Below are 17,495 nucleotides of genomic sequence, written 5' to 3'. Positions count from 1 at the left end.
CCCGACCGGTGCCGATCTGCCCCCCACCCCCAGGAGCAACCATGAACGACGTCACCACCGTACTCAAGGACGCCGCCTACATCACCGTCGGCGCCGGTGTCATCGCCTTCCAGAAGGCCCAGGTCCAGCGCCAGGAGATCCAGAAGCGCCTCTCCGACATCGAGGTCGACCCCAAGGCCGGCTTCGAGCGCCTCAGCGGCACCGTCGAGGAGCGCGTGAAGATCGCCGAGGAGCGCTTCGAGGGCCTCCAGGGCCAGGTCGAGGCGGCCATCGCCACCTTCGAGACCAAGCTCGAGCGTTACCTGGACGAGCTGCAGGGCCGCCTGCCCGAGCAGGCCGGCGAGGTCTTCGGCCAGGCCCGCACCGTGGCCAAGGACGCCCAGGGCCAGCTGCGCCAGCTCGTCGGCGCCTGATCCCACTCCCGGCGACGCCGGGAGATCCTCTTCGAAGGCCGGGTCCGTTCCCCCACGGACCCGGCCTTCGTCGTATCTTTACGCTGGCGGGCTGGTCTTGCCTGCCTCCACCAGGAGGTCGACGGTTCGCATCACGAAGGCTGACAGCTGGGCCCTGGTGACCGGCAGGCCCGGGCTGTATTGCTGCGGACCGGTGCCCCCGACGATGGCCAGGGCGGCGAGACCGTTGATGCAGTTCTCGTGGACGTCGCCACCGTCGTCGGCGAAGAAGTCCTGCGCGACGGCGCACACCGCGTTGCCGGTGACCGCCTTCAGGCTCCTCGCCATGAAGCTGGCCATCTGGGCTCGCGAGACGTCGACGTCCGGCGAGAAGGACGTGGCCGGTCCCCCACCGGCTCCGCCCGAGACGATCCCCGCTCCGGCCAGGCGGTTGATCGACTCGACGTGCGGGCTGTCGTCGGGGACGTCGGTGAAGCGGTTGGTGCCGTCGTAGGGCTCCAGCAGCGCGCCGTCGATGTGGTCGAGCATGCGGACGACGAACGTCGCCATCTGGGCCCGGCTCACGGCCAGCGTCGGCGCGTACTGATCCGCCGGCCGTCCGCCGGGGCCCCCGGCGGCGATGAGGTACCAGCGCAGGCACTCGATCTCGTCCTCGAAGGTGTTCTCGGCGATGTCGACGAAGCCCGAGTCGGGGACGTCGGGCGGCGGGCAGGCGAACAGGCTCGTGTCGCGCGAGGTGGGGACGGGGTCGTAGGTGGGCGTCACCACCGTGAACCAGTCGGACTTGAGCTGGAGGGCCGACCGGAAGGCCAGCCCGCTGACGGTCACCGACGCCGTAGAGCCGTTGACCGCCACCTCGACCACCCGGCCGCCGTCGGCGCCCAGGCCGTTGCGCTTCAGCACCCGGATGCTCTGGAAGTCGCCGATGGTGGGGAAGGCCTCCTCGATCTTGGCCACCGCGACCGTGGTGCTCCAGGTGTGGTTCGGGTTGAGGGGCTTGCCGTTCACCAGGTAGCCGTCGCCCTCGTCGACCACGGCGGGGAACGTGCCGCCGGCGGTGTGCCCGCCGGTCGACGACGAGAACTCGGTGCGGGCGACCTTGCCGGCGTTCGTCCCGGACGTGTGGAGGCGGACCTCCCCCCCGGTGGCCGCCAGCGCCTGGTCGGTGTTGGCGTGCTCGATGCGCACGCCGTTGAGGCCGGCCCCGCCGTAGACCTGGCACGCGGTGGTGTCGCAGGTCTTGAACAGCGCGTGGCGGTTCTCGCCCCAGGCGTAGGAGCGGGCGGCCACCGCCTGGGACTTGAGCTGCTCCATGCCCTTGCCGCCACCGAGGTCGCCCCACGAGGCCGGCGACTCGCGGGGCACGACCCCACGCAGGTACTGCTCCATGGCGACGTGGTTGACGACGCGGGTGACGCCGTCGATGGCCAGGGCCATCACCGAGCCGCGGTAGTGGCGGAGGTTGGCCCCGCAGACCTGGATCATGAGCCCGACGTCGTCGCCGGCGTAGGGCACCACCAGCTTGGCCTCGGGGCGCTGGGTGGCATCGATGCCGGCCAGGGCCTCCTCCCAGGGGCCGGCGCAGGGGTCGCCTGCCTCGGTCGTGCCCGGCCCGGCGTCGATGGCCCAGGTGCCGTCGGCCGTGCGGCGCACCCGCGCCGCGCTGCCCGGCGGGCGCTGGATGCCCGCCTCCCCGCCCACGGTGAACGCCGCGCCGGAGGTGACGATCATGTCCTTGCCGTCGTGCTCGCTCAGGCGCACCGAGATGGGGGCGTCGGCCTGGGTGCCCTTGGTCGTCCCGCCGTAGAAGTGGTCGAGGATCCAGTCGTAGGTGCGGTCCTGGCCGAGGGCGTAGCCGAGCGAGCCGTACTGCCCGAGGCCGCGGCCGTGGCCCCATCCCCTGCCCTCGAACCCCACCTCGGCGCCCACCTGGGCCTCGGCGGGAGCCGTGCGGGCCAGTGACGGGAGGGCGGTCACCGCCAGGAGCAGGGCAACGAGTGCGGTGCGCCGCAGACGCGATTTCCGGCCGCAACCGGGAGCAGATCGTGTGAGCACGGCTCAGACGCTACCGCTCGCCTCTCACCCCCCGACCGCACCTCGGGCCGGCCGACCGCAGGCCGAGGGCGATGCGTCGCCGCCCAGCTGGCCTACGATGCGGCGTCCCAGGAGCCGAACCGTTGGACGGTGCAGTGGTAGGAGTGCGGGGTCTGCTCGATCGCCTGTCGCGCCGGGTCACCGGCCCGGTGAGGACCCACGTCGACGAGCGGACCACCGACGTCCACCGTCACCTCGACGAGGTCGTCGAGCACCAGATCGGTCCGCGGATCGACCGGCGGGTCGATCGCGTCGAGGACCGGGTCGCCGACATCCAGGAGCGGGTCACCGCCATGCAGGGCAGTGTCGATGTCGACGTGCAGGTGGCGACCGAGGCGATGGTGACGATCCGCCGGACGAGCGAGCTGCTCCGCCAGGAGATGGACGGCCTCCTGCGCATCCTGGCCCCGCAGGAGCCGACCCTGCCCGCGCTGATCGGCCGCTCGGCGGCCGGTGATGCCGAGGCCGACCTCGAGCTGGCGCGACTGCTCGTCCGGATGGTCCCCGCCGCCGCCGACCGGGTCGCCGGTGAGCTCGTCGGCACCGACCTCGATGCCATGGGGCCGGGCCTGGCCACGCTGCTCAACTGGGCGGGAGGCCACACCAGTCCCTCGGGACAGGCCGCGGTCTGGTTCAACCCCCCGGTCACCGTCCTCCACGAACCCGGCTCGGTGCGCACCAACGAGGTCAACGAGCGCATCGTCGAGATCCCCTACGCCTTCGCCGCGGTGGCGGGCCTCCCGACCGGGTCGCTCGTCCTCGACTTCGGTGCCGCCGAGTCGACCATCGCCCTGTCGCTGGCGTCGCTCGGCCTCGAGGTCCTCGCCGCCGATCTCCGGCCCCACCCCTTCGCCCACCCCGGCATCACCGCCGTCACGGGGCCAATCGAACGCTGGGCCGGGCCCCCGCGCCCGCTCGACGCGGTGCTGTGCATCTCGGCCCTCGAGCACGTCGGCCTCGGCGCCTACGACGAGGAGCCCACCGACGGCGACCTCGACCACACGATCCTCTCCTTGTTCGGGCAGTGGCTCCGACCCGGAGGCGAGCTCACCTTCACTGCTCCCTACGGCCGCTGGGAGCGCGGCGAGCAACAGCGCGTGTACGACGAGGCCCACCTCGTCACCCTCTTCGAGGGCTGGACGATCGTCGACCGCCGCACCTGCGCCCAGACCGGACCGGCCACCTGGGAGCCCGTCGGTGGTGACGGGCCGCCGCCGTCCTCGCGCTGGGACGACGGCACCCGCGGCGTGGTGCTGCTCCGGGCAACGCCGCCGACGTGAGCGACGCCCACGGTCCGGGGGGGCTCGAGCACCGGCTCGCCCTCGACCTGCAGGCGACCCAGAGCCCGGTGCACGCCGACCGCGGGGTCGCTCGTTACACCAAGGAGCAGGCCCGTGCCCTGCGGCGCCTCGGCGTCGTGGAGGCGCTGCTGTTGAACCCCAGCCAGCCGTTCCCGAAGCACCTCGACGAGGATCTGCTGACCGCGCCCGAGCTGGCGTGGAGCACCATGTCCGAGCTCCGCCGGGCAGCCAGGCGCTCGCCGGAGCCGCTGGCGTACCACGCCATGTCCCCGTTCGAGATCTCACCGTGGGTGGAGGCCGACGTCCCCCCGCACGTCGTCTCGGCCTCCCTCCCCCTCATCACCACGCTGTACGACCTGATCCCGCTGCTGCACGCCGAGCGCTACCTCGTCGACCGGCGCTTCGAGCGCCGCTACCGGGCCCGGGTCGAGTGGCTGGCCTCGGCCGACCTCACGCTGACCATCTCGCAGCACACCCGCCGCGACGCCATCGAGCACCTCGGGCTGGCACCCGACCGGGTCGTGAGCGTGGGAGCGGGTGTCTCGGCCTACTTCTCCCCCGCCACCGCCGACGACGACCCGCTCGCCACCCTCGCCCGCCACCTGCCCGAGGTCCGCGCCCCCTTCGTCTTCACCTTGGCCGGCGGCGACCCCCGCAAGAACAGCGAACGCCTCATCGAAGCATGGGGTCGGGTGCCCCCCTCCACCCGTGGGCGCCGCCAGCTGGTGGTCCGCTCCGACGTCGACGACGCCACGCTGGAGGCCTGGCACGAGCTCGCACGCGTCGCCGGCCTGGCCGAGGGCGACCTCGTCGTGATCGGCTGGATCTCCGACGAGGTGCTGCGCGCCCTCTACCGCAGCGCTGACCTCTTCGTCTTCCCCCCGCTCTACGAGGGCTTCGGGCTGCCCGTGGCCGAGGCCATCGCGTGCGGCTGCCCGGCGATCACGTCGTCGACGTCGTCCATGCCGGAGGTCCTCGACTGGGACGGCTCCACCTTCGACCCCACCGACGTCGACGAGATGGCGGGCGCCATCGACCGCGGCCTGGCCGATGAGGGCTTCCGGGACGAGCTGACGGCACGAGGGGCGGCGCGCGTGCCGACCTTGACGTGGGAGGCGGTGGCCGAGCGGACCGTCGCCGCCGTGGGCAGCCGACTCGCCTCGCTGCGGCCCCCGCCCGGGGGGTGGGCGAGTGCCAGCGCACCGGTTCGCATCGCCCTGGTCGGACCCATGCCGCCGGTGCGGTCGGGCATCGCCGACTACAACGGGCGCCTGGCGCCGGTGCTGGCTCACCGCTGCGAGCTCGACGTCTTCTCCCCGACCCGGCGCCCCGCCGGCCTCGACGCCCTCGACGCCGGGTGGTTCCCGGTGCGGGCGCTCGGTCGCACCGCCAACCCGTGGTCGTACGACGCCATCGTCTACACCGTCGGCAACAGCGACGACCACCACGACCTCTACGACCTGGCCCAGGAGCTCCCGGGGATCCTCTGGATGCACGACGTGCGACTCCCCGGGCTCTACCTGACGTACGCACGCGAGCGGGTGCCCGCCGGGTCGGGCGATGCCTTCATCCGCGAGCGCCTGCTCCGCCAGTACCGGAGGCGGTTGCCGTCGGGCGTCGAGGGGCCGGTGTCCGACGCCATCACCATCCCGTTCCTCCACGCCGGGCTCGGCCTGTCGAAGGAGCTGGTGGACCAGGCGCGCGGCGTGATCGTCAGCTCGAAGGTGGCCGACCGGATCCTGCGGCTCGACCAGCAGCCCGATGCAGCCTCGACACCGACGTGGGTCGTCCCCCTCGGGGCCCCACCCGTCCCCAGCGGAGCCCCCGGGGGTCGGGCACCCGCATCGGCGCCGGTGGTCGCCTGCTTCGGGATGGTGGCCCCGGTGAAGGGCGTGGAGATGCTCATCACCGCCCTGCGCACGGTGCTGGCCGCCGCCCCCGGGGCCCGCCTGGTGCTGGTCGGCCCGGTCGACGACGTCTACCGCTCCCACCTCGAGCAGCTGGCCGACGCGGCGGGCGTGACGGCCGCGGTCACCATCACCGGCCACGTCGGGGGCGTCGAGTACGAGCGCTGGCTGGCCGAGGTCACCTGCGCCGTGCAGCTGCGACTGGGCACCAACGGGGAGAGCTCGGCCGCCGTGCTCGACTGCCTGGCCGCCGGCACTCCGGTCGTCACCAACGCGGCGTCGGCCACCGAGCTGCCCGAGGGCACCGTCGACCTGGTCGCCCACGACGTGGGCGCAGCGGCGCTGGGCCGACACCTGGTGCGCCTCCTGGCCGACCCCGCCCGCCTCGCCTCCCTGGACGAGGCCGGACGCCGATACGCCGAGTCCTGGACCCTCGACGACGTCGCCGACCGCCTCCTCGAGCTGGTGGCCTCACTGCCCTGACGGGTTCACGGGTCCTGTCGCCGACCAACCCTTCATCACGGCTCCTGATCTGCCGATCGAACGGTGTGCAACCAGGCGGAAGCGGGCGATCGGGGCGGCTGCGGGCGTGGCAGGTGGCCGCGCTGGCGACCCTCGTCGTCGCGGCCGGGCTGACGTCCGGCGCCCGGGCACCGGCTCAGGCCGCGGGCGAGGCCGTCCCCCACGGCTGGCAGCTCCGCGCCCGCAACCACGTCGACACCGGGGCCATGCACTGGCACATCCGCCTCGACCACCCCGCCGCCCAGGACGTGCACGTGGCCCGCATCGCCCCCGAGCTGGCCGGTCGGCTGCGGGTGATGACCGCCCACGACCAGGTGGCCGGGACGCAGCGGACGGAGACCACGTCGTCGATGTGCCTGCGCGTCCGGTGCCTGGTGGCGGTCAACGGCGACTACACCGAGCACGACGGCCTGGGGGCCGTCGGGCCGGTCGTGGCCGACGGCGAGGTGATCCGAACGTCGGGCATCCGCATGGGCCTGTTCTCGCTCGACGGCCAGAGCCGGCCGTCGATCACCCACGACCCCACCTTCGACCTCATCCTCGCCCCGGCCGGCACCGAGGCGATCACGATCGACCGCGTCAACCGGCCGCGCGTCGCCGATTCGCTGGTGCTCTACACCCCCCGCTTCGGACCCTCCACCCTTACCAACGACCACGGCCGGGAGCTGGTCCTCGAGCTGCAGGGCGGCCCGTGGGGCCGGGCCGCCGGCGGGACCCCGGTGCACATCGCCGAGCTGCGGGTGCCCGGCAACACGCCGATCCAGCCCAACCAGGTCGTCCTCTCCGGCCACGGGCGTGGCGCCGACGCCATCCAGGCCCTCTGGCACCAGGTGACCAGCAGCGGCGAACGGCAGGCCACCGTCACCGTCGACCCCGGCGACGTGGTCGAGATGCTCGGCGGCTCACCGACCCTCGTACGGGACGCGCACCGATGGTTCCCCGACAACCCCGACACCTTCACCCGCGGTCGCCACCCCCGCACCGTGGTGGGGTGGACGGCGTCGGGTGAGCTGCTGCTCGTCACCGTCGACGGCCGCCAGCCCGGCCACAGCGAGGGCATGCCCCTGAGCGAGGCGGCCGATCTGCTGATCGCCCTCGGAGCGGTCGAGGCCCTCAACCTCGACGGAGGCGGTTCCACCACCTTCGTCGTCAACAGCCGGGTGGTGAACCGCCCGAGCGACCCCGGCCGGGTCGAGCGGCCGGTGACCACGGCGCTGGTGCTCCTGCCCGTCCCCGGCACGGTCGCCACCGCCTCCGTGCGGTCGACCGACGACGCCTGCCCGCCTGGCGGCTCGTCGAGCGACTTCACCGACGTCGTCGAGTCCAGCCCCCACAGGGACGCCATCGACTGCGTCGTGCGCTGGGCGCTCACCACCGGCACCAGCCCCGGCCGCTACTCACCGGGCGTGCGCCTCGATCGAGGCCAGATGGCAACCTTCCTCGCCCGGATGATCGAGCGGACCGGCGGCTCGTTGCCCGCCGCCACCGATGATCGCTACCCCGACATCAGCCACACCGTCCACCGCGACGCCATCAACCGACTCGCCGCCGCCGGCGTGATCGGCGGGCGATCCGACGGCACCTACGGGCCGGAGGCTCCCGTCACCCGGGCCCAGATGGCGTCACTGCTCGTGCGGGCCCACGAGCACCGCGGCGGCCTCACGCTGGCGCCGACGGCGGACTACTTCGCCGACGACGCCAACGACGTCCACGAGCCCGCCATCAACGCCCTCGCCTTCGCCGGCATCACCGGCGGCCGTGAGCACCCCCACCTGTACGGACCCGCCGGGCACGTCCAGCGGGAGCAGATGGCGTCGTTCCTCGCCCGGCTCCTCGACCTCCTGGTGGAGGAGGGAACGGTCGAACGGAGTGCGGTCCCGTAGAGGACCGTCGGGTCAGGCCAGGGCGGCGTCGAGGAGGGACCGCACCCGGCGGCGGGCGACCTCCACCAGCCCCCGCTCCTCGGGATCGCGGGCCTCGCCGACGAGGGCGAGCAACCGGGCATCCCACTCGAGGAGCACCTGGCGGTCGAAGGCGCCACCGGTGCGCGCCAGCCACGCCAGATCGGCCGCGAGGAGCTCGAGGGCCTGCTCCACCTGGGTGTAGCGGGCGGTGACGAGCGGGAGCCGGTCGGCCTTGGCCTTGGGGTAGGAGGTGCCGGCCACCAGCTCGTGGGGCTCGAGCTTGAACACCCCGGCCAGCAGGGCGACGGTGCGCTCTCCGGGCCAGCTCATCCCCGCCTCCAGGTGGGAGATGGCGACGCGCGAGACGGCCAGCCGGTCGGCCAGCAGCTGCTGGGTCCAGCCGCGCTTGGCTCGCAGGGCGGCGATGCGCCGGCCGAGGTGCTCCTCCACCCCACCATCGTCGCGTGCCAACCCAGTTGGCAGACAACACTGGGGCGAGCGACCAGACTCGTGCCATGACGACGAAGCGCGCGCTCATCACCGGCATCACCGGCCAGGACGGGTCCTACCTCGCCGAGCTGCTGCTCGACAAGGGCTACGAGGTCATCGGCATGGTCCGCCGGTCGAGCACGGTCAACTTCGAGCGCATCGCCCACCTCCAGGACAAGATCACCAGCGTCCCTGGCGACCTCCTCGACGAGGTCTCGATGATCAACATCCTCCGCGAGCACCGCCCGGCCGAGGTCTACAACCTCGCCGCCCAGTCGTTCGTGCAGACCTCGTTCGGCCAGCCGGTGCTCACCGGCGAGATCACCGGCCTCGGCGTCACCCGGATCCTCGACGCGGTGCGAATCGTCGACCCGGGCATCCGCTTCTACCAGGCCAGCTCCAGCGAGATGTTCGGCAAGGTCCAGGCCGTCCCCCAGGTGGAGTCGACCCCGTTCTACCCCCGCTCCCCCTACGGCGTGGCCAAGCTCTACGGGCACTGGATCACCATCAACTACCGGGAGTCCTACGACCTCCACGCCAGCTCCGGGATCTTGTTCAACCATGAAAGCCCCCGGCGCGGGTTGGAGTTCGTGACGCGCAAGATCACCAACCACGTTGCCCAGATCAAGCTCGGGATGACCGACGAGCTGCGCCTCGGGAACCTCGAGGCCCAGCGCGACTGGGGCTTCGCCGGCGACTACGTCGAGGCCATGTGGCGGATGCTCCAGCAGGACGAGCCCGACGACTTCGTGGTCGCCACCGGCGAGACCCATTCGGTGCGCGAGTTCTGCGAGGTGGCGTTCTCCCACGTCGGGCTCGACTACAACGACTACGTCGTCATGGACGAGCGCTTCATGCGCCCCGCCGAGGTCGACCTGCTCGTCGGCGATCCCACCAAGGCCCGCGAGGTGCTCGGTTGGAAGCTCCAGACGTCGTTCCCCGACCTCGTCCGGATGATGGTCGACGCCGACCTCGACCTCCTGTCGGGCAAGCTGCGTGGCATCAGCTGAGCCATCCACTCGTTCTGGCACCAGCAACGCGCTGTCCACCAGCGCGCTTCTGGTGCCAGAACGCCTGAGTGCCGGCGGGGCTACCCCTCGCCCTCGGCCACGCGCGCCCGCCACCACTCGAGGAGATCGGTGAGCGTCTTCGAGAGGGGGATCTCCGGCGTCCAGCCGGTGGCCGCCCGGAGCTTGGAGTTGTCGCCGCGGAGGGCGGGGAGGTCGACCGGACGGAGGCGCTCGGGATCGAGCTCGATGCGCATCTCTCGGCCCGACAGGCCGATGAGCTGCTCGGCCACCTCGCGCACCGGCAGGTCCTCGCCCGAGCACACGTTGTAGACCTCGCCCGGCTCGCCCCGCTCAACCAGCAGCCGGTAGGCGCGCACGACGTCGCGGACGTCGGTGAAGTCGCGCCGGGGGCTGAGGTCGCCGGCGAGGATCACGTCGGTGCCGTCGGCCTCGTTGCGGGCGACCTGGTGGGCGAGGGTCGACGCCACGAGCCGGTCCGACTGACCGGGGCCGAGGTGGTTGAACGGCCGGGCCATGATCGTGCCGAGCCCCCGGCCGAGGTGGGCCTGGAGGGCGAGGTGCTCCGCTGCCACCTTGGAGGCTCCGTACGGGCTGACCGGCCGCAGCGGTGCCGTCTCGGCCAGCGGTAGCTGGTCGGGCGCGACCAGGCCGTACTCCTCGGCGCTGCCGACCACCAACACGCGGTCGACCTCGGCCTCGCTGCACGCAAGGAGGACGTTGAGCGTCCCCTCGGCGTTGACCCGCAGCACCTCGACGGGTGCCGACCACGAGCTGCCAACGTGGCTGGCGGCGGCCAGGTGGTACACGACATCGGGGGCTTCCCCGGTGATCAGCCGTCGGATCGCCTCGCCGTCGGTGATGTCGACCTCGGAGTCGGAGCCGACCACCTCGTCGCCGCTGGCCTCGAGGTGATCGGTGAGGTAGCCCCCGACGAACCCCCCGGCACCGGTGATGAGCGCCTTCACGCGGTGGGTCGGTCGGTCGGCACGGCAGGCATGAGCAGCCATGCTACGGCGACCCGACCAACCCCCCCGAAAGCGCCAAGGCTCCGATCGACGACGGGCCCCGCCGCCGCTCGACTACGAGGCGGCGCTGATGGCGACGATGGGGGCGTTGACGATGCCCTCGGCCCCGCCGGCGTCGAGGGCAGCGCCGTAGGCCGTGACGTGACCGGCGCTGGTGGCGATCCAGTAGCCGTCACCGGCGCGGGTGGGCGACATCCCCACGACCGGGGCCGGCAACTGCCCCGCCGATGAGCCGTGGAAGGGGGCGCTGCCGAAGGTGAAGATGCCACCGTCGCTGGCCACGAGCCAGTAGCCGCTGTCCCGGTGGGCCGACATCCCCACGATCGGCTGGTTCAGGGTGAGGCTCCCGGTGCTGCCGAAGAACGCGGCGTCGCCGAAGGTGAAGATCCCACCGTCGCTGGCCACCAGCCAGTACCCCCGGCCGGTCGGCGTCGGCGCCATCCCCACGATCGGCTTGTTCAGCTGCTTCGCCCCCGTCGACCCGTAGAAGCCGGCGTCGCCGAAGTTGAAGATCCCACCGTCGCTGGCCACGAGCCAGTAGCCGCCGCCCTTGCCGGCGCCGCCGACCTGGGGCGAGGGCGTCACCGCGGAGCCGACGATCGGCCGGTTCAGCGGCGCCGAGTTGGCGGCTCCCCGATACGAGGCCTCGCCGAGGGCGTAGACGGCGCCGTCGCTGGCCGCCGTGCGATAGGCCGCGGGCGGGTCGACGAGGGCTCCGGCGGCGTCGAGGCGGCCCGACGCCACACGCGTCCCCGAGCCGGGGATGCGCACCGCCGACCAGGAGATGCGCCGTGCCAGGTCGTCGGCGCCGAGCTCGGGCCGGTGCGCCAGCACGAGGGCGGCCGAGGCGGCCACGAGTGGGGAGGCGAACGAGGTGCCGTCGTAGACGTGGTAGCCGCCGGTGAGGGTGGAGGTGGAGAAGATGCCGACACCGGGGGCGACCACCTCGACCCAGGTGCCGGTGTTGGAGAAGGAGGCGATGGCGGTGCCGGCGTTGTCGGTGGCGCCGACCCCCACCACACCGGGGTAGGCCGCCGGGTAGCGCGGCGTCGTGCCACCCTCGTTGCCGGCAGCGGCCACCACGAGCACACCCGAGGCCCGGGCGTAGGTGACGGCGTCGTCGAGGGCACTGTTGGCTCCACCCACCAGCGACAGGTTGATGACCCGGGCACCGTGGTCGGCCGACCAGCGGATCCCGGCGGCGATCTCGCTTGCCCGGCCCTCCCCGCAATTGTCGAGGACCCCCACCGACACCACCGACGTGCGCCAGCCGAGCGAGGACATCCCCGTGGTGTTGTTGGTGCGCGCGCCCACCAGCCCGGCGACGGCGGTGCCGTGGCTCGCCTCGGTGGCGTTGAAGCACGTGCGGCCGGGGTCGGTGAAGACGGGGCCGCGCTCCACCTTGCCGCTCAGGTCGGGGTGGTCGACGTTGGCGGGCGTGTCGAGCACCGCCACCACCACGCTGCTCGAGCCCGTGGTCGTGTTCCAGGCATCGGGCGCCCCGACGGACCCGAGCTCGGTCTGGCCCCGGGTGAGCTGGTCGCAGCCGGGGAAGCACTCGTCGTCGGGCAGCCGGGCGCTGCGGTAGACCGAGTCGGGCTCGGCCCAGACCACCCCCGGGTCGGCGCGGGCCTGTCGGACCTTGGCACCGACCGTCCCGGCGTCGAGCTCGACGACGAAGGTGTCGTCGGCCACGACCATGGCGGCCCGCCCGCCGAGGCGTGCCGCAGCGGCGGCGCGCTCGGCCGGCCCTGCCGGCGTGTCGAGGCGCACCACGAGGCGACCGGCGGCCCCGGCCAACGCGGGGTCGTCGTGGGCCACCGGGTCGGCGCTCGCCGCGCTCGGCGCCACCACCAGCAAGACGGCGAGCAGGAGTCCGGCGAGGCCAGCTGAGGAGAGGTGGTTGCGCACGGAGCGGACTCGATCGCTCACGGGCGGACGATGGGCACGAGGTCGACCGCCGGGCGGGCGCCGGCGACGATCCCGCCACCGAAGCCGGGGGCGTCACCGAAGGCGTGGACGCGACCGGCGCTGTCGAGGACCCAGTAGCCCTGGCCCGACGGCGTGGCGGCGATGGAGCGCGCCGGACCGGTGAAGCCCGGGCGCCCGATGGGGTTGCCGAGGAAGGGAGCGACACCGAAGGCGAAGACCCCGCCGTCTCGGGCAACCATCCAGTAGCCGTTGCCGGACGGCGCCGCCGCCATCCCCACGATCGGCTGGAAGAGCACGATGTTGCCGGTGCTGCCGAAGAAGCGGGCGTCGCCGAAGCTGAAGATCCCGCCGTCGGTGGCGACCATCCAGTACCCGTTGCCCGTCACCGTGGTGGCCATGCCCACGATGGGCTTGTTGAGGCGGGTGCCGCCCATGGAGCCGAAGAAGCGGGCGTCGCCGAAGGAGTAGATGCCGCCGTCGGGCCCGACCACCCAGGCACCGAACCCCGAGGCGGTGCCGGCGGCCCCGCCCACCGGCCGGCCGTCGATCCCCGACCGGGGCAGGTCGCCGATGTCGGCGGTGCTGCCGAAGGTCGGGGTGCGCCCGAAGGTCGAGAACGACCCGTCGCTGCCGAGGACGCGGTAGCCGACGAGCCCGCGGAGGAGCCGGTCGGCGACGTGGTCCCGCAGCTGCGGCATCAGCGGGTACATGTCGCTGCCCGGACAGGAGGTCTGCCCGACGTCGCGGTGGCCGGCGATGTTGGGGAACGTCACGGTCCCCGAGCCGTCGGGCAGCTCGTAGGGGTCGTCGGCGTGAGCGTCGAGGTCGTTGCGGGCGAACTTCCAGGCGATCAGGTCGGCCATGGCGCGGCGTGCATCGGCGGTCGGCGACCGGCCCTCGCCTTGGAAGTCGCCGAGGAGGGCGATGCCGAACGAGCCGGTGTTGAAGCCGGCGGCATGAGCGCCGATGACCCCACGACCGGCGGTGTCCTCACCGGTGTGGGGCTCGCCCGTGGCGTAGGCGCGGGCCCACCGGCCCTCGTAGATCCGCCCGGCGGCGTCGACGCCGAAGTTGTAGCCGATGTCGGACCATCCCCTGCCCTCGGTGTGGAACCGGTAGACGGCGCGCATGTGGGCGGCCGGGTCGGGCACCGTCTTGATGTCGGTGTGGTGCACGAAGGCCTTGCGGAGGGTGGCGAAGCTCCGGCTGCCGCTTCGGAGCGACTCGTCGGCCCCCCACTCGGCCCGGGTGATGATCCGCGGGAGGGGCGGGGCGGAGGTGGTCTCCACCGGCCCGGTGAGGACGGCGTTGACGGTCGAGGCGCGGGCGAACGGGCGTAGCGGCCCGGGGCCGACCAGCGCCAGCGCGCCACCTGCCACGACGCCACCGAGCAGCGAGCGACGGCCGAGCAGGCCGGCGTCCCTCCTGCCTGTCTCGTCGTGCTCGTCCCGTCCCACCGCCGCCCTCCTGGCACACGCGTTCGAGCACCTGCGGGCGCCGTCCCCGGAGAGGCTAGTTTGCGCGCCGTCACGGCCAGCGGTCACCCGTGGGCGGCAACACCTTCGAGGAAGGTGGCGTAGCGCTCGATGAGCACCGGCCAGCGGAAGCTCCCGTCGACGTAGGCGCGCCCCTTCGCCGCCAGGCTGCTCCGCAGGTCCCGGTCGGCGAGCAGGCGGTCGAGGGTCACCTCCAGCTCGGCGTAGCCGTCGAACCACAGCCCTCCACCGGACCGCTCACAGTGCTCCCGGGTGGCGGCGCACCGGGCGTTGACCAGGACCGGGACGCCGACGGTCCACGCTTCGATGAGGACGATGGAGAACGACTCGTAGGCCGACGGGTTCACCAGCGCCACCGCCCCGCGGATGGCCCCCCACTTGGTCTCCTGGTCGACGCCACCGGCGACGATCACGTCGGGGTGGCGGGGCGGCTCGTCGATCACCGGCCCGACCAGCACCAGCGCCAGCGGCCCGGGCCGGCGGGCCTTGTAGGCGGCGAAGAGCTCCACGAGCATGCGGGTGCCCTTGCCGTCGTCGACCCGCCCGACGCAGACCAGGTAGGGGCGGTCGCCGATCCCGAGCGCGGCGCGCGCCGGCTCCGCCTCGCCGGGCCCCTCCTCCACACCGAGGCCCAGCACGATCTGGCGGGTGGCGGCGACGGGGAAGAGCCGCTGCACCAGGTCCTGTTCGCCGAAGGTGTGGAACACCAGGCCCGCGGCGGCGGTGAAGACCGGGCGGAACAGCGGGAGCCGCAGCGGTGCCTCGTCGTGCGCCGCCGCCTGGAGGACCGCCCGCCGGCCCACCGCCGGGACGCCGTGCACCGTCGGGTAGAACAGGTAGGGGTAGAAGACGATCGCCCCTGCGTCCGACCGTCGGGCAGCCTCGATGACGTCGGGGTTGACCGGCCCCTGCAGCTCGATCCAGCGCTCCTGGTCGCGGGGCGCAGCTCGCCTCGGGTCGGCCAGCACCCGATCGGACCAGCGGTCGAAGCCCGGGTCGCGCCCGGCCAGCGACCGGAACCGGCGGACCGTGACGCCGTTGATGTCGGTGGTCCCGTCCTCGTACTCGTCGGCCCAGGTGTCGCTGCTGACGGCGCAGGTGGTGAGCACCTGGACGTCCCAGCCCCGGAGCTCGACCAGGCGCTCGGCCAGCATGCGGGCGCCGTACTCGGCGCCGCCCACCACCTCGAGGCCGTAGCGGGGGACGACGAAGTCGACCCTCATGCGCCGACCAGCGACTCGAGGGCGGCTGTCATCCGCGCCCTGGTGACCCGAAGGTCGAAGTCGGCCAGGCGGGCCCGACCGGCGGCAACGAGTCCACAGCGGAGCTCGCCGTCGCGGACCACCCGGTCGACGGCGGCGGCGACCAGCTCGGCGCCCTTGGCCTCCAGGCACAGCCCGGCGCCCCCGAGGGTCTCGGGCACGGCGGTCGACGCGTACGCCACGATCGGCAGTCCGTGGTGCATGGCTTCGAGGAGCGGCACGCAGAACCCCTCGTGCTCGGAGAGGCACACGAACACGTCGGCCGCCCGGTAGTGGGCCGACAGCTCGGCGGGCGACACCGCCCCGGTGATGAGGACGGCGTCGTCGAGCTGGAGGGCGGCGACGTAGTCCCGCAGGGACTCGACGTAGGTGTCGGACGACGAGGCACCCACCAGGCGCAGGGTGGCAGCGGGGTCGTAGGTGCGCCGGTGGACGGCGAAGGCCTTGATGATGTCGTGGTGGCACTTGTTGGGCGCCACCCGGCCCACGAACAGCCAGGCCGCGCCACCACCGTCGCTCAGCTCTTCGAGGGTGCGCGGATCGGCCTCGACGTCGAAGGTCTCGAGGTCGAGCAGGATCGGGACCACCGTGGTCCGGCGGTACCGCAGGGCGCGGAGCTCGGACTCGTTGTGGGCGCTGTCGGCGATGCCCAGCTCGGCCCTCGCCGCCAGCGATGCCAGCTGCGACCGGCCCCAGCTGAGGCCGTAGGTGACCGACGGCTCCCACGCCGAGAAGAACCGCTCGGGGGTGATGTTGTGGTAGTCGACGGCGAGTCGCTCGGGCCGCTGGAGCACGAAGTCGGCCACGCTCGAGCCGATGGCGCTGTGGTAGAGCAGGACGTCGTCGGGCCGTGCCGGGACCCGCCCGCCGTAGTCGGTGAAGGAGTGGCCCACCGACGCCATCTCGGGCCGCACGTGTTCGGCAAAGGCTTCGGAGCGGAGGCCGAGCTCCCGGGCCAGGTGGCGCACCTCGAGGAGGTGACCGCCCACCGCCCCCCGCTCGAGGGCGGGCACGAACTGGTGCACGGCGCCGGTGTTCACCCCTGGCCGTCCAGCACCGGCGCCAGCGCGACGGCGAAGGCGGCGCGGGTCCGGTCGAGGGCGAAGTCGGCCAAGCGGGCACGCCCGGCGGCGGCCAGGGCATCGACCAGCGCCCGGTCCGACAGCACTCGGTGGACGGCGGCCGCGAACGTGGTGGGGGCCTTCGACGGAATGCAGATGCCGCCGTCGCCGAGCGTCTCGGGCACCGCGGTCGACGCGTACGCCACGATCGGCAGCTCGTGGTGCATGGCCTCGAGGAGCGGCACGCAGAACCCCTCGTGCTCAGAGGCGCACACGAAGACGTCGGCCGCCCGGTAGTGGGCCGCCAGCTCGCCGTCGGTGACGTCGCCGGCGAAGGTGACCGCGTCGTCGAGCTGCAGGGCGGCGCGGTAGGACTCCAGCGCCGTCCAGTAGGCGTGGGAGGACGAGCCGCCCACGAGGACGAGCCGGGCGTGGGGGTCGTAGGTCCGCCGGTACACCGCCAGCGCCTTCATCAGGTCGTGCTGGGCCTTGTTGGGGGCCACCCGCCCGACGAAGAGCCACGTCGCCCCCCTGGCGCCCGCCGACCGCAGCCGGTCGAGGGCGGCGGTGTCGACGGCCCGCTCGAAGGTGGCGGTGTCGAGCAGGATCGGTACCACCGTGGTGTTCCGGTAGCCGAAGGCGTCGAGCTCGCCGGCGTTGTAGGAGGAGTCGGCGATGGCGATGGTGGTGCGGGCGGCGAGGTCGGCGACCTGCCGGCGGCCGGCGACGAGCTCGGCCGCTACGTGGGGCTCCCACGGGGCGAACATCGCGGAAGGGGTGATGTTGTGGTAGTTGACGACGAGGCGCTCGTCCCTCGTCCGGACGAAGTCCGCCAGGGCGCTGCCGGTGGACGCCTGGTACAGCAGCACGTCGCCGGGCGCACCCTCGTACTCGCGGAACGGCCGGGAGATGCCGACCACCTCGCGGCTGGCCTCGCCGACGTAGACCTCGGAGCGGACCCCGAGCTCGTGGAGCAGAGCCCGCACCTGCAGGGTGTGGTTGCCCACCGCCGAGCGCGGCGTGAACGACGGGATCAGCTGGTGGACCGCAGGCGGCAT

Annotated in this window: 13 protein-coding genes; 5 read left to right on the top strand and 8 right to left on the bottom strand. The window is 73.0% G+C overall.

The window, feature by feature from the left end; genetic code table 11:
- The first annotated feature begins 41 nt into the window (after positions 1–41).
- Positions 42–413 (top strand): hypothetical protein, encoded by a 372-nt coding sequence (locus VMN58_02490; protein ID HUF32062.1) that lies wholly within the window; start codon positions 42–44, stop codon positions 411–413.
- A gap of 78 nt (positions 414–491) precedes the next feature.
- Here VMN58_02490 and VMN58_02485 read toward each other — a convergent pair whose 3' ends face one another.
- On the bottom strand, positions 492–2,468 hold the full coding sequence (locus tag VMN58_02485) for a SpoIID/LytB domain-containing protein (protein HUF32061.1): 1,977 nt from the start codon (positions 2,466–2,468) through the stop codon (positions 492–494).
- 143 nt (positions 2,469–2,611) lie between these two features.
- Between VMN58_02485 and VMN58_02480 the strand changes: the two genes are divergently transcribed.
- The 3 genes from VMN58_02480 to VMN58_02470 all read left to right on the top strand — a co-directional run bounded on the left by VMN58_02480 (position 2,612) and on the right by VMN58_02470 (position 8,120).
- Positions 2,612–3,787, top strand: a complete 1,176-nt coding sequence (locus VMN58_02480; protein HUF32060.1) for a hypothetical protein — start codon at positions 2,612–2,614, stop codon at positions 3,785–3,787.
- Positions 3,784–6,198 (top strand): glycosyltransferase, encoded by a 2,415-nt coding sequence (locus VMN58_02475; GenBank protein ID HUF32059.1) that lies wholly within the window; start codon positions 3,784–3,786, stop codon positions 6,196–6,198. The genes VMN58_02480 and VMN58_02475 overlap by 4 nt, the downstream gene beginning before the upstream one ends.
- Before the next feature lie 113 nt (positions 6,199–6,311).
- The gene (locus VMN58_02470; GenBank protein ID HUF32058.1) at positions 6,312–8,120 is read left to right on the top strand and encodes a phosphodiester glycosidase family protein; all 1,809 of its coding nucleotides are present in this window, start codon (positions 6,312–6,314) and stop codon (positions 8,118–8,120) included.
- A 12-nt stretch (positions 8,121–8,132) separates the two neighbouring features.
- On the opposite strand, the gene VMN58_02465 is transcribed toward VMN58_02470, so the two are convergent.
- Positions 8,133–8,591 carry a helix-turn-helix transcriptional regulator gene (locus VMN58_02465; protein HUF32057.1) on the bottom strand — a complete coding sequence of 153 codons (459 nt, stop codon included), beginning with the start codon at positions 8,589–8,591 and terminating at the stop codon, positions 8,133–8,135.
- Positions 8,592–8,656: 65 nt separating this feature from the next.
- On the opposite strand from VMN58_02465, the gene gmd reads away from it, so the two are divergent.
- A complete protein-coding gene (gene gmd, locus VMN58_02460) occupies positions 8,657–9,640 on the top strand; it encodes a GDP-mannose 4,6-dehydratase (protein ID HUF32056.1) in 984 nt (327 codons plus the stop codon).
- Positions 9,641–9,720: 80 nt separating this feature from the next.
- Here gmd and VMN58_02455 read toward each other — a convergent pair whose 3' ends face one another.
- From VMN58_02455 to VMN58_02430, 6 genes are all read right to left on the bottom strand, one after another.
- The gene (locus tag VMN58_02455) at positions 9,721–10,668 is read right to left on the bottom strand and encodes a GDP-mannose 4,6-dehydratase (GenBank protein ID HUF32055.1); all 948 of its coding nucleotides are present in this window, start codon (positions 10,666–10,668) and stop codon (positions 9,721–9,723) included.
- Between the two features lie 72 nt (positions 10,669–10,740).
- Positions 10,741–12,618 (bottom strand): S8 family serine peptidase, encoded by a 1,878-nt coding sequence (locus tag VMN58_02450; GenBank protein ID HUF32054.1) that lies wholly within the window; start codon positions 12,616–12,618, stop codon positions 10,741–10,743.
- Positions 12,615–14,075, bottom strand: coding sequence for an N-acetylmuramoyl-L-alanine amidase (locus VMN58_02445; GenBank protein HUF32053.1), 1,461 nt, complete (start codon positions 14,073–14,075; stop codon positions 12,615–12,617). Before VMN58_02445 ends, VMN58_02450 begins: the two co-directional genes overlap by 4 nt.
- An 83-nt stretch (positions 14,076–14,158) precedes the next feature.
- A complete protein-coding gene (locus VMN58_02440) occupies positions 14,159–15,337 on the bottom strand; it encodes a glycosyltransferase family 4 protein (protein ID HUF32052.1) in 1,179 nt (392 codons plus the stop codon).
- On the bottom strand, positions 15,334–16,416 hold the full coding sequence (locus tag VMN58_02435) for a glycosyltransferase family 4 protein (GenBank protein ID HUF32051.1): 1,083 nt from the start codon (positions 16,414–16,416) through the stop codon (positions 15,334–15,336). The genes VMN58_02440 and VMN58_02435 overlap by 4 nt, the downstream gene beginning before the upstream one ends.
- Positions 16,413–17,495 carry a glycosyltransferase gene (locus VMN58_02430; GenBank protein ID HUF32050.1) on the bottom strand — a complete coding sequence of 361 codons (1,083 nt, stop codon included), beginning with the start codon at positions 17,493–17,495 and terminating at the stop codon, positions 16,413–16,415. The genes VMN58_02435 and VMN58_02430 overlap by 4 nt, the downstream gene beginning before the upstream one ends.

The sequence above is a fragment of the Acidimicrobiales bacterium genome (genome assembly GCA_035512495.1).
GTDB lineage: Bacteria > Actinomycetota > Acidimicrobiia > Acidimicrobiales > CADCSY01 > DATKDW01.
Note: the sequence above shows the minus strand (reverse complement) of the source record. Positions and strands in the feature narration are given on the sequence as shown.